This window comes from Kribbella sp. VKM Ac-2571, assembly GCF_004362255.1.
Taxonomy (GTDB): domain Bacteria; phylum Actinomycetota; class Actinomycetes; order Propionibacteriales; family Kribbellaceae; genus Kribbella; species Kribbella pratensis.
Genome location: NZ_SNWS01000007.1, coordinates 353,909 through 366,125 on the forward strand (window position 1 = coordinate 353,909; position 12,217 = coordinate 366,125).

At 68.0% G+C, this 12,217-nt stretch carries 10 protein-coding genes; 6 read left to right on the plus strand and 4 right to left on the minus strand.

The features are described 5' to 3' along the window. Positions 1-43 precede the first annotated feature (43 nt). On the plus strand, positions 44-982 hold the full coding sequence (locus EV651_RS18330) for a carbohydrate ABC transporter permease (RefSeq protein ID WP_133786395.1): 939 nt from the start codon (positions 44-46) through the stop codon (positions 980-982). Between the two features lie 5 nt (positions 983-987). Further along, on the plus strand, positions 988-1,974 hold the full coding sequence (locus tag EV651_RS18335; protein WP_133786396.1) for a sugar ABC transporter permease: 987 nt from the start codon (positions 988-990) through the stop codon (positions 1,972-1,974). 3 nt (positions 1,975-1,977) lie between these two features. Here EV651_RS18335 and EV651_RS18340 read toward each other — a convergent pair whose 3' ends face one another. Then, entirely contained in the window at positions 1,978-3,249 is a 1,272-nt protein-coding gene (locus EV651_RS18340; RefSeq protein ID WP_133786397.1) for a lipopolysaccharide biosynthesis protein, read from the minus strand. A 94-nt stretch (positions 3,250-3,343) separates the two neighbouring features. On the opposite strand from EV651_RS18340, the gene EV651_RS18345 reads away from it, so the two are divergent. Continuing rightward, a complete protein-coding gene (locus tag EV651_RS18345) occupies positions 3,344-6,019 on the plus strand; it encodes an alpha-(1->3)-arabinofuranosyltransferase family protein (protein WP_166658651.1) in 2,676 nt (891 codons plus the stop codon). Here EV651_RS18345 and EV651_RS18350 read toward each other — a convergent pair. The 3 genes from EV651_RS18350 to EV651_RS18360 form a co-directional block, all read right to left on the minus strand. Next, positions 5,926-6,963, minus strand: a complete 1,038-nt coding sequence (locus tag EV651_RS18350; protein ID WP_133786399.1) for an acyltransferase — start codon at positions 6,961-6,963, stop codon at positions 5,926-5,928. The two genes, EV651_RS18345 and EV651_RS18350, sit on opposite strands and share 94 nt — an antisense overlap. After that, entirely contained in the window at positions 6,960-7,760 is an 801-nt protein-coding gene (locus tag EV651_RS18355; RefSeq protein WP_133786400.1) for a class I SAM-dependent methyltransferase, read from the minus strand. The genes EV651_RS18350 and EV651_RS18355 overlap by 4 nt, the downstream gene beginning before the upstream one ends. A gap of 68 nt (positions 7,761-7,828) precedes the next feature. Then, positions 7,829-8,581 (minus strand): TipAS antibiotic-recognition domain-containing protein, encoded by a 753-nt coding sequence (locus EV651_RS18360; RefSeq protein WP_133786401.1) that lies wholly within the window; start codon positions 8,579-8,581, stop codon positions 7,829-7,831. Between the two features lie 103 nt (positions 8,582-8,684). On the opposite strand from EV651_RS18360, the gene EV651_RS18365 reads away from it, so the two are divergent. From EV651_RS18365 to coaE, 3 genes are all read left to right on the plus strand, one after another. Beyond that, complete coding sequence (locus EV651_RS18365) at positions 8,685-9,569, plus strand: phosphotransferase family protein (protein WP_133786402.1); 885 nt, start codon at positions 8,685-8,687, stop codon at positions 9,567-9,569. 250 nt (positions 9,570-9,819) lie between these two features. Beyond that, complete coding sequence (gene rpsA / locus EV651_RS18370) at positions 9,820-11,298, plus strand: 30S ribosomal protein S1 (protein WP_130450687.1); 1,479 nt, start codon at positions 9,820-9,822, stop codon at positions 11,296-11,298. Between the two features lie 111 nt (positions 11,299-11,409). Next, entirely contained in the window at positions 11,410-12,036 is a 627-nt protein-coding gene (gene coaE / locus EV651_RS18375; RefSeq protein ID WP_133786403.1) for a dephospho-CoA kinase, read from the plus strand. The last annotated feature ends 181 nt before the right edge of the window (positions 12,037-12,217 follow it).

Sequence of the window (12,217 nt, forward strand, 5' to 3'; positions counted from 1 at the left end):
CGTCTCGTGTCTCATCCGCGCCCGGAGCGAAGCGAGGACGCGGATGAGCGCGGCAGGGACTCTGCCGCCGGATGAGCGGCGGCTGGGGACGGGTGCGCCGATTCAGGACACGCGGGGCGACAAGATCGCACTGGCCTGCATCTATACCGCGCTCGGGCTGTTCTGCCTCGCGATCCTCTATCCGATCGTCTACGTCCTCAGTGCGTCGGTGAGCGACACGCACAAGGTGTCGGCCGGGCAGGTGTGGTTGTGGCCGATCGGCTTCACGCTGGACGCGTACAAGGCGATCTTCGACTACGACGCGATCGTCAGCAGCTTCGGCAACTCGGTGTTCTACGCGGTGGCCGGTGCGCTCGTGGCCACGGTCCTCACGCTGCTGGCGGCGTACCCGCTGTCGCGCAAAGGGCTGCCGGGCAAGGGCATCATCATGGCCGCGTTCGTGTTCACGATGATGTTCAGCGGCGGCCTGATCCCGACGTACCTGGTGGTCGATCAGCTCGGGCTGCTGAACACGCGCTGGGCGATGATCCTGCCGACCGCGCTGGCGGTCTGGAACGTGATCATCACCCGGACCTACTTCATGGTGACGATCCCGGAGGAACTGGTCGAGGCCGGCAAGGTGGACGGCTGCAGCGACTTCGGGTTCTTCTGGCGGGTGGTGCTGCCGCTGAGCAAACCGATCATCGCGGTGAACCTGCTGTTCTACGCGGTCGGGCAGTGGAACTCGTTCTTCAACGCGCTCATCTACCTCACCAACGAGCACCTGTTCCCGTTGCAGGTGGTGCTGCGGCAGATCCTGATCCAGTCCAAGGTCGACCCGTCCCAGATGCCCGACACGAGCAAGCTGGCGCAGCTGAAGGAGTTGCAGCAGCAGCTGAAGTACTCGCTGATCGTGATCGGCATGATCCCGCCGCTCCTGGTCTACCCCTTCGTCCAGAAGCACTTCGTCAAGGGAGCCATGATCGGCTCCCTGAAGGGATGACGCCCATGACCACAACAGAAACAGAGGCTAGGTCGTCGGTCCGGTCGGCGGCCCACAAGCGCACCCGGGTGGCGAAGTCCAGCGCCGGGCTGGGTGTGCGGATGCGCCGGAACTGGCAGCTGTACGCGATGCTCGCGCTGCCGCTGATCTGGCTGGCGATCTTCGCCTACTGGCCGATGTACGGCGTCATCATCGCGTTCAAGGACTACAACGTGGTGTCCGGGATCTGGGGCAGCCCCTGGGCCGGAACGAAGTACTTCGAACGGTTCATCGAGTCGTACCAGTTCTGGAAACTGATCAAGAACACCGTGTTCCTGCACGTCTACGAGCTGGTCGCGACGTTCCCGTTGCCGATCCTGCTCGCGCTGTGCCTGAACACCGTCCGGAAGAAATGGTTCAGCCGGTCGGCCCAGCTGATCACCTACGCACCGCACTTCATCTCCACCGTGGTCGTCGTCGGTCTGGTCGTCGTCCTCACCAACCCCAACACCGGTGTCGCGAACAAGTTCATCGGGCTGTTCGGCTTCGGCCCGGTCGACATCATGGGTGACGCCGGGATGTTCCGGCACATCTACGTCTGGTCCGGCGCCTGGCAGACGATGGGGTTCGCCGCGATCATCTACCTCGCCGCCCTGACCAGCGTCCCGCCGGAGCTGCACGAGGCGGCGATCGTGGACGGGGCGTCCCGGTTGCGGCGGATGTGGCACATCGACCTGCCGGCGATCGTGCCGGTGGCTGTGATTCTGCTGATCCTGAACATCGGCTCGATCCTGTCGGTCGGGTTCGAGAAGGTCCTGCTGATGCAGAACAACCTGAACCTGGACACCGCCGAGGTCATCGACACCTACGTCTACAAGATCGGCCTCGCCTCTGCCGTCCCGCAGTTCAGCTACGCCACCGCGATCGGGCTGTTCCGATCCGTCATCGGACTCGTACTGTTGGTCCTCGCGAACACGTTCGCCCGGCGGTTTGCCAAATCAAGCCTGTGGTAACGGTCAAGCCTGTGGTAGTTCGGCGGCCTGGCGGCGCAGTCCTGCCGCCAGGCCTGCCGACAGCAGGAGCGCGCAGGTGCTGGTCGTCGCGGCCAGCACCTTCACGCCGTCCAGGCCGGTCGCGGTCCCGGTGCCGAGGATGATCCCGGCGGCCACCGCAAGTACCACGAGCCCGAGCCAGATCCCCAGCGCGGCGCGCTTCTCCTGCTGCGCGATAGCGGCGTACACGACCAGCTGCAGTACGGCGTACGCGGAGCCGGCGACTGCGAACAGCCAGGTGTAGGGGCTGAGCGGCGCGTAGTTCGCCTTGCCGCCGATGACCTCGACCACGATGCCGGGCAGGATCAGCGTCCCGACCACCGTGCAGACGCCGAGGCCCGCGACGGCGAGGATCGCACGGCGGAGCCGGACGGTGTCGCCGGGGGAGTTGGCCAGGGACGGGAACACCAGCACGATCACGAACTGCGGGAGGAACAGGCAGGCCTTGGCGACGATCAGGCCGGCCGCGTAGTACCCGCTGTCCTTCTCGTCGAGCAGGGCACGCGCGAAGAGTACGTCGGCGTTGGCGAGCGCGAAGAACGCGAGCAGCGTGTGCGTGCCGTGCACGGTCTCCCGCAGTACCTCTTTGATCTCCTGCCGGGTCGAACCGGTCGATCCGCGGAGGAAGAACTGACCCAGCGCTGCGGGTACGGCGGCGCCGAGCGCGAGGCCGGCCATCGCCCAGTCGAGCGACGGGTGAACGAGCAGCGCACCGCCACCGAGCACCAGCCGGCCGATGCCGCCCGAGGCGTAGACAGCGGCCAGCTCGGTCCAGCGGTGGCTGCCCTGCAGTACGCCGAGCTGGGAGCCCATCAGCGTGAGACCGCCGAGTGTGGGAGCGAGCAGCACGATCGCCACGATCGAGTCGATGTGCAGCAGCCACATGAACACCGGTGTCAGCAGCAGACAGAGCACTGTGAGCCCGAGAGCGGACCGGCGGCCCGCCTTCAGCATCGCGTCGCCCAGCGCGGCCGCGCCGTCGCCGGTGTGGGTGGCGAGCCGCCGGGCTCCGGTGGCCTGCAGCCCGAGTGAGGCGACGTTGCCGATCAGCAGCAGACCGAGCAACGCGGTGATCGCTCCGAACTGCTCCGGCAGCAGCCGGCGGGACCCGATCAGGGTGAATCCGTAGGCCGCGACGTTCATGATCGCCATCGCGACGGCAACAACCGTGGCGCTGCGCAGGAACGACCGGCGGGGTGCCTGCGGTTCGGGCGCCGGGGTGGTGCCAGATGTCATGCTGCGCTGCCTCGGATCCGTGTGAGATTTGCCGGACCTCACGGTACGGCAACGATGCCGCGCAGGAGCCGCCGGATCCGTTAATGTCCGGCCGGTGAGGAGGCTGAAGGCTGGTAGTTCGGAGCAGGTCGTCTGGCGGGCACGGCTCGTCCTGGGATGCCTTGCTCTGATCGCCCTGTGCTTTCAGCGTGCTCCCGGCGAGATCGTTCCGGATCGCCGGCTCGAGCTGACGGCCGGCCCGGGCGGTTTCCTCTCGCGTGCACTGCACCTGTGGGATCCGCACACCGGGTTCGGGCAACTGCAGAGTGATGCCTACGGCTACCTCTTTCCGATGGGGCCGTTCCACTGGTTGCTGGACACGCTGTCGGTGCCGGACTGGATCACGCAGCGACTGTGGTGGTCGCTGGTCCTGTGCGTCGGGTTCCTCGGTATCTGGAAGCTCTGCAACGTCCTGCAGTACGGCGTGGCTTGGACACGGCTCGCCGTCGCATTGTTGTACGCCGTGGTGCCACTGGCGTTCGGCGGACTCGCCATCGAGGTGTGGCCGCTGGCCATGGCCCCGTGGGTACTGCTGCCACTCGTCTCACCAGGGGCCCGTTCCGGCTGGTGGCGGGTCAGCTGGTCGGCTGTCGCGTTCGCGCTGATCGGCGGCGCGAACCCGGTGGCCGGCGCCGCGACCCTCGTCGTACCGGCCGTCTGGCTCGTTGCCCGCGCCAGAGTGAAACTGACTGCCGCGTGGCTGGGTTTCGTCGTCGCAGCGTCGATCTGGTGGCTGGTGCCACTGGTGATGCTGCTCCGGTACGGCGTCGCGCCGCAAAGCCCGCGCTGGGTACCGGTCGCTGCGGCCGTCGTCGGAGTGCCGCTCGCACCGGCTGCGGCGCACTACCTGCGTCGCCTGACCAACCTGTCCGTCTCACGAGGCGTCCACCGCCGCGTCGTACCTGTTCTGGTGACCTGTCTGGCTGTGGCCGCCGCCCTGCCCGTGGTGCTCAACCGACCGGATGGGGCGTTCGCTGCGATCCCACAGCACTGGGAGGACGCGGCCAGTTGGTTGGACGAGCAGACCACGCCTGGCAGCGTGCTGGTGCTGTCCAGTTCCAGCGAACCGCTCGCCGCCCTCGTGAACCGCCAACTGGCCGCGCTCACCAACGACATGCGCAGCCGCATCGAGTCCGGCGTCGGTGACCCGGCGCTGCGGCAGGAGCTGACCCGCGACGGCGTCCGGTACGTCGTCGTGCGCAACGACGTACCGGAAGACACGCCGTCGCTGGCGATCCACGAGAGCCTGGCCGACTCCGGCATCGGACGTGTGGCGTACTTCGGCCCGCCTGGGCAGTCCCGTCTGCCGTACCCGAGCGTGGAGATCTACGACGTCGGGGCGACCACACCGGGACGGCTGATCCCGCGGTCGCGGCTCGTAGCGGTCGGTGGCACTGCTGACGACGTACCGACTGTGGTCACCGCGCTCGGTGGCCAGGGGGCCGCAGTACTGCGGGCAGACGCCGACGGCAAGCTCGACGGGCTGCCGCTCATCGCCACTGACAGCCAGCAGGGTGATGCTCAGCCGAGTGCCGTGGTACTGCGGAACGCGCAGATCGGCCGGTCGGCTTGTGTGCACGTCGGGGCACGGGCACTGTGCAGCGAGGACCAGGCCAAGGACTCTGCCGAACCGAACGGCCTGTCCCGCGGAGTGCAGCTCCCGCAGGCCGCGACGTACGAGCTGCGTGGGACGGCTCTGCCGCAGGACGGCGAGGCGCTCGAACGGCTGCTGTCGGTGCAGGGAGCGATCACCGCCACCGCGTCGTCGCGGGCGGTCGCTGCGCCGGAAGGACGGCCGGATGCCGTGGTTGATCGTGATCTCGGCACGGGCTGGACGGCCGCGCCGGACGACCCGACGCCGAGCCTGACGCTGAAGTTGCCCACAGCAAGAGACGTGCACGGGCTGCGGTTCCGGGCGTACCTGAACGGTTCGCGGCCGGCAGATGTCACGTTGCACTTCGACGACGGCGCGTCGATCCCCGCCACGGTCGACGCCGACGGGTACGTCCGGTTCGCGACGAGGCACGTGCGGACCGTCAGGATCGACTTCACTGCGACGAAGCCGCTGCAGGACGCGCAGTCCAGTCCGGTCGGCGTGACCGAGATCGAGGTGCTCGGTGCGGACGAGTTGCGCAAGGCGGTCGCTCCGCAGCGTCGTGTTCCGGCGTACTGCGGCAACGGGCCGACGGTCCGCGTCGACGGCGTACCGGCGCGGACGCAGGTCGCGGCGACCATGCGGGACCTGCTGCAGCGGCGCCAGGTGGCGTTCAGCCTGTGCGGCCAGCTGTCGGCCATCCCGCTGCGGTCCGGGCTGCACAAGGTGGAGGTGGAGGCCAACGGTGGGCTGGTGCCGATCGAAACCACGCTGGCGAAGGCAGGTTTCGGGGACGTGTCCGTGACGCCGGTACAGGGCGTGGACGTGTGGCGTCCGAACCCGACCGAGCTGACGGTCGAAGTGCCTGGTGCTGACGCGCAGTCCGTGCTGGCAGTCGCGCAGACCTACAACGAGGGCTGGGAGGCGTACGACGGCAGCGGCCAGAAGCTCACGCCGATCCGGATCGGCGGCTGGCAGCAGGGCTGGGTGCTGCCGGCCGGACCGGAGCAGGTGGTCACGGCAAGCTTCATGCCGGACAGGGCCTACCGCGCCGGGCTGCTGCTCGGACTGGTCGCCTTGCTCTCGATCTTGGCCACCGCCGCGTTCTTCACGATAGGACGTTCGACCAGGCGGTAGCTGATTGCTGCCAGGGCGACAGAGGCCAGCAGCGTCACGGGCAGCTGTACGGCGAACGGTCCGTCGAGCAGGCCTAGTACGACGAACTGGTACGCCACAACGCCGTACGACAGTTGTGCGGCGCGCTGCGCCGGTCGACTGCCTAGTACGCGGACCGTCCCGGCTGTTGGCGTCAGGATCGGGAAGAGCACACAGGCGACGACGACTGTGTAGAGCAGGCTCTTGATGAGGGCCTGTGCCGCTGTCGGGGTGGTGTGGTCGTACGGTCCGGCGATGGGGGTTGCGGCGATCAGCAGGAGTGCTGCAGCGATTCCCCAGAGCGTGCCGGGGACTCTGGTCAGCGTGTCGAGTGTCGACGGGCCGAGCCGACCTGTGGCGCGGGCGACCTGCCAGAGCGCCATACCCATGCCGACGGCGAACCAGCCGAGGTACCCGGGCAGCCAGAGCCCTGCCTCGGGATGACCGGTTGCCATGACCGCGGCCATCCACACCGGTCCGAGTGCTGTCAGCGCGACCAGGACAAGGAGTCGCCAACGGACACTGCGGCGGGTGGGACGCTCGTACCCGGTCAGCAGCCGCCCCAGACCGGGCAGAAGCAGGTAGAACGGAAGGGGCGTCAGGACGGCCCAGCGGAGGTACGTGGTCGCCGGGTGTGGGACGAGGACGATCGACAGTACGACGGCGACCAGTAGTGCCGGGAGGATGCGTAGTGCGCGGTTGCGCAAGTACGGCAGGGTGAGCGGCGGCAGGGTGCCGGAGAACCACGCCAGCACGTGCGGCCGGTAGAGCAGGAACCCGGACACCGCGCAGAAGATCGCCCAGCCGACGTCCAGTCGGGACACGACCCCGGCGAACGGCGCATGCGTGTGCAGTCCGACCTGTGACACCACGATTGCGAGTGCAGCAATCACTCGCAGTCCGTCGACTGCGGGGAACCGGGTCATGCGGGCTGTCCTTTGTGGGCGGTCCAGATGGCTGTGCCGGGGACGAGGGGGCCGCGCTCGGGTCCCCAGCCGCCCCAGACGAGCTGGTGCCCGGCCGGCCATTCCGGTTCGAGCAGGTCGTCGACGACGAACCCGGCGCCGGTCAGCTCGCGGATCCAGTCGCCGGTCGTGCGGTGGTGCTCGACGTAGACCGGCGTACCGGAAGCGTCGACCTCGACGTACGGCGTCCGGTCGAAGTATGAGTGGGTGACCCGCAGACCGGCTTCCGACGGGTCGTCGGGCATCGTCCAGCGGAACGGGTGGGTCACGGAGAAGACGAGAAGGCCTCCGGGTTTCAGAACGCGCGCGATCTCACGGAACGCCGTACCGGCGTCGGCCACGAACGGGAGTGCTCCAAAGGCAGAGCAGACGATGTCGAAGGTGCTGTCGCGGTAGGGGAGTGCGACAGCGTCAGCGGCCACCGTTCGGACCGCCGTGCCCGTGCGTACGTCGAGTTCGTGAGCGATCCGGAGCTGCTCGAGCGAGATGTCGAAAGCCACCACGTCGGCGCCCTGCCCGGCGAGCCAGCGCGAGCACTGGGCCGCACCGCAGCCGACCTCGAGGATGCGCTTACCGCGTACCGGCCCGAGCAGCTGGGCCGCTTCCTCGTCGACGCCCTCCGGACACCAGACAAACCTGTCGTCACCGAGGAAGTCACCGTGCTCGGCCAGGTACTCCGCGGCGGCCCCGTCCCAATACGTCCGGCTGGCACGTGACGTCTGAGCTTCCGTCAGCTCAACCCTCCTAGGCTCCACCACCGGCTCAGCCTAGGGCACGTCTCCCGTGCCCTGGGGACCCCGGAGTCTGCAGCCTCCGAGGTCCTGGATCAGTCGTCCAGCTTGCTGTCGGCGTACACGGTCATGGCGTCGCGCAGGTACTCGACCAGTGCGTCGTCGCCGTTGCCGATGTTCTGCCGGAACCGCTCGTCGTCGACGTACATCTGCCCGAGTCCCTTGTACGCCGCACGTGTCGGCGTCCAGAACAGACTGGTGACCTCGTAGTGCAGCTGGATCAGCTCCTGCACACTCAGCTCGGTCACTGCTACTCCTTCCGCCTTCAGCGCGGCCAGCCCTTGGTGGACGTTGGGGTAAGCCGTCCGGGCCTTCTCTGCGTCCGCTTCGGTCCAGCCGCGCATCCGCTCGTAGCTCGCGTCCACGGCCTCGTCGCCCCAGCGCTCGCGCGCCTCGGCCTCGTACGGGTTGTGCTCGAATCCTTCGAAGACGTTCTCCGGTGACATCTCTCCTCCTCTCTTCAGGTTGTCGATGGTGGCGTCGACGGTCTGCACCAGCCGGCCCAGGCGCAGCTGCTCCTTGACCAGCCACTCCTTGTGCTTGGCGAGCACCTCGATCGCGTCCTGCTCGTCGCGGTGCGCGATCACCTCGCCGACCACGTCCAGACTCAGCCCGAGGTCCCGCAGCAGGAGGATCTGCTGCAACCGCAACAGTTGCTCCTGTTCGTAGTACCGCCGGCCGTTGGGAGCGACCCGCGCCGGCACCAGCAGGCCGATGGAGTGGTAGTGCCGGAGCGTGCGTGAGGTGACACCGGAGGACCGGGCGACCTCCGCGATCGACCACGCCATTGGGCTGCTCCTTTCGTTTTCCGTCGACGTCCCCGACGGTAGATGTTGCCGCTACGTCAACTTCAAGCCGATTTGTCGGGGAGATGCGGCAGGATGCGCAGACATGAGCGATTTCGCGGCCAGCGCCGTTCCGCTGACCGGCGGGTACGGCGGGCAGACGTTCGCGGTGAGCGCCGGCGACGAGGACGCGGTCATCAAGTTCTACGCGCGGGACCCGGAGCGGGCCGCCGTCGACGCCTCGCTGCTCGAGCTGGTGCGCGGACTGCTGCCGGTGCCGCGGGTGCTGGACCTGAAGCGCGACGGGTCCTTCGAAGATCCGCCGTACCTGCTGACCGAGCGGCTGCCGGGGATCAACCTGCAGGTCTTCCTCGAGTCGGCGACCGACGAGCAGCGGCGGCGGGTCGGGACGCAGTTGGGGGAGTTGCTCGCGCGGCTGAGCGGGATGCCGTTCCTGCAGTCCGGGATGTTCCGGGGCGGTGAGCTGACGGTCGAGCCGTTCGGGTTCGGCGACCTGGCGGAGTACGTCGCGGGCCTCCGGCTCGGGTTCGACGACCGGCAGCGGGACGGCTTCGCGGCGGTGGTCGACGAGGCGGAGGACGTGCTGGCGGACGGCGTGCACCGGGTCTGCCTCGTGCACAGCGACTTCAACCCGAAGAACCTGCTGGTCGACCCCGAGACGGCGCGGATCACCGGGCTGATCGACTGGGAGTTCGCGCACGCGGGTTCGCCGTACGCCGATCTGGGCAACCTGCTCCGCTTCTCGGAGGACCGGGTCCTGGCCGGGGCAGTGCTGGACGCGCTCCGGGGAATGGAGCTGGGGGAGCGGCTGGTCGACCTCGGCCGGGCGGCCGATCTGTGGGCGCTGCTGGACCTCGCGGAGCGGGCCGCCGAGCACGAGGTCGCGGCGGCCGCGCACCGTCTGGTCTCCCGAATGGCGGACACCGGCACCTTGGCCGGGGGCCGTCCGGACCTGGACGTCGTACATTGAGATCAGTGGCACGTCGGGAGACCTCGGCGGGCGGCCGGTCGGCACCGGGTGCCCCAGGTTGTGCTGCCTTCGTCAAGACCGGTATTCTGTGAGATGCGCTATGGGCCCGCGCGACCTCGGACGGAGCAGGCTCGTGCTCGCAGCAGTCGGTGGTGAATCTGTGCTCTTCAGGCAATCCAGCGGTTTGATGCGATCCAACGGTTCATGACGCGACCGCACAACACCACCAGTCCACGGAGCAACCCACCACATGACGGCCAGCATCGAGGCACCTCTCGACCCCGCAGTGCGCACCACCCCGCAGGTAGCGGTCAATGACATCGGGTCGGAGGAAGACTTCCTCGCGGCGATCGATCAGACCATCAAGTACTTCAACGACGGCGACATCGTTGAAGGGACCATCGTCAAGGTCGACCGGGACGAGGTTCTCCTCGACATCGGTTACAAGACCGAAGGCGTCATCCCCTCCCGTGAGCTGTCGATCAAGCACGACGTCGACCCGAACGAGGTCGTCAACGTCGGCGACCACGTCGAGGCCCTGGTTCTCCAGAAGGAGGACAAGGAAGGCCGTCTGATCCTCTCGAAGAAGCGCGCCCAGTACGAGAAGGCCTGGGGCACGATCGAGAAGATCAAGGAAGAGGACGGCGTCGTCACCGGCACCGTCATCGAGGTCGTCAAGGGTGGACTCATCCTGGACATCGGCCTCCGCGGCTTCCTTCCGGCCTCGCTCGTCGAGATGCGCCGGGTCCGCGACCTCCAGCCGTACGTCGGCCAGGAGATCGAGGCCAAGATCATCGAGCTGGACAAGAACCGCAACAACGTGGTCCTGTCCCGCCGGGCGTGGCTGGAGCAGACGCAGTCCGAGGTGCGGATGAACTTCCTCACCCAGCTGCAGAAGGGCCAGATCCGCAAGGGTGTCGTCTCCTCGATCGTCAACTTCGGTGCGTTCGTGGACCTCGGCGGCGTCGACGGTCTGGTGCACGTCTCGGAGCTGTCCTGGAAGCACATCGACCACCCGACCGAGGTCGTCGAGGTCGGCCAGGAGGTCACCGTCGAGGTGCTGGACGTCGACATGGACCGCGAGCGCGTCTCGCTGTCGCTGAAGGCGACCCAGGAAGACCCGTGGCAGCAGTTCGCCCGGACCCACCAGATGGGCCAGATCGTGCCCGGCAAGGTCACCAAGCTGGTTCCGTTCGGTGCGTTCGTCCGCGTGGAGGAGGGCATCGAGGGTCTGGTGCACATCTCCGAGCTGGCCGAGCGGCACGTCGAGATCCCGGAGCAGGTCGTCCAGGTCAACGACGACACGATGGTCAAGATCATCGACATCGACCTCGAGCGTCGCCGGATCTCGTTGTCGCTGAAGCAGGCCAACGAGGGGCTGGACCCGGTCTCGGACGACTTCGACCCGACGCTCTACGGCATGACGGCGACGTACGACGACCAGGGCAACTACATCTACCCGGAGGGCTTCGACCCGGAGACGGGCGAGTGGCTCGAGGGCTTCGACGCGCAGCGCGAGGAGTGGGAGCGGCAGTACGCCGAGGCCCACACGCGCTGGGAGGCCCACAAGAAGCAGATCGAGGACGCCAAGACGGCGGACGTCGAGGCCGGCGAGGCGTCGACGTACTCCTCCGCGGCCGCCCCGAAGGACGACGCCCCCGTCGAGGGTGCGCTCGCTTCCGACGAGGCACTGCAGGCGCTCCGCGAGAAGCTGACCGGCCAGGGCTGACCCGGTAGCAGTACCACTCAAGACCCCCGCACCCTCACCGGGTGCGGGGGTCTTGTTCGTTCAGCCCGGACGGCTCACCCGCAGGCCGAATCGGGTCGGTAGGCTGCGACGGTGCTGAGAGTGGGACTGACTGGCGGAATCGGTGCCGGGAAGAGCGCGGTGTCATCGCGGCTGGCCGAGCGGGGTGCCGTGGTGATCGACTCCGACGTGCTCGCGCGGGAGGTGGTCGCGCGCGGGACCGACGGTCTCGCGGAGGTCGTCGAGGCGTTCGGTCCCGGCGTACTGACGGCCGATGGTGAGCTGGACCGGCCGGCGCTGGGGAAGATCGTGTTCGGCGACGAGACCGCGCGGCGGAAGCTGGAGGCGATCATCCACCCCCGGGTCCGGGCGCGGGCAGCCGAGATCGAGGCCGGTGCGGCGGCGGACGCGATCGTGGTGCACGACATCCCGCTGCTGGTCGAGACCGGTCAGGCGGACCGCTTCGACCTGGTGCTGGTCGTCGACGTTCCGGTCGAGGTCCAGGTGCAGCGACTGACCGCGCAGCGTGGAATGACTGATGAGGAAGCGAAACAGCGGATCGCCAGCCAGGCGTCGCGGGACGACCGGCTCGCGGCCGCGGACGTAGTGGTCGGCAACTCCGGCAGCCTGGCCGACCTGGATCGCCGCCTGGACGAGGTGTGGGCCACACTCGGCACACTCCGACACCGCCAAGGCCACGGTCCGGACACGAAAAGGTGACCCTTGCGCGGGAAATGATGCATCCGGGACCGGCTGTACGAGAATCTGTCCCGGTTCGGCCCGGGATCTGTTCCAGGGCCGGACACGGTCGGCGCATCCCGTGCCGGTCCGGACGTTCGACGTTGGGAGGTTGGCGTGGTGTGTCCGCGCTGCAGCTCTGACGTCCCCGAGGTGTCGCACT

Bases quoted from the DNA above. Each gene is read 5' to 3' on its own strand.
- EV651_RS18335 (WP_133786396.1), top strand. From the start codon at position 988: ATGACCACAACAGAAACAGAGGCTAGGTCGTCGGTCCGGTCGGCGGCC.
- rpsA (WP_130450687.1), top strand. From the start codon at position 9,820: ATGACGGCCAGCATCGAGGCACCTCTCGACCCCGCAGTGCGCACCACC.
- EV651_RS18330 (WP_133786395.1), top strand. From the start codon at position 44: ATGAGCGCGGCAGGGACTCTGCCGCCGGATGAGCGGCGGCTGGGGACG.
- EV651_RS18360 (WP_133786401.1), bottom strand. From the start codon at position 8,581: ATGGCGTGGTCGATCGCGGAGGTCGCCCGGTCCTCCGGTGTCACCTCA.
- EV651_RS18340 (WP_133786397.1), bottom strand. From the start codon at position 3,249: ATGACATCTGGCACCACCCCGGCGCCCGAACCGCAGGCACCCCGCCGG.
- EV651_RS18350 (WP_133786399.1), bottom strand. From the start codon at position 6,963: ATGACCCGGTTCCCCGCAGTCGACGGACTGCGAGTGATTGCTGCACTC.
- EV651_RS18365 (WP_133786402.1), top strand. From the start codon at position 8,685: ATGAGCGATTTCGCGGCCAGCGCCGTTCCGCTGACCGGCGGGTACGGC.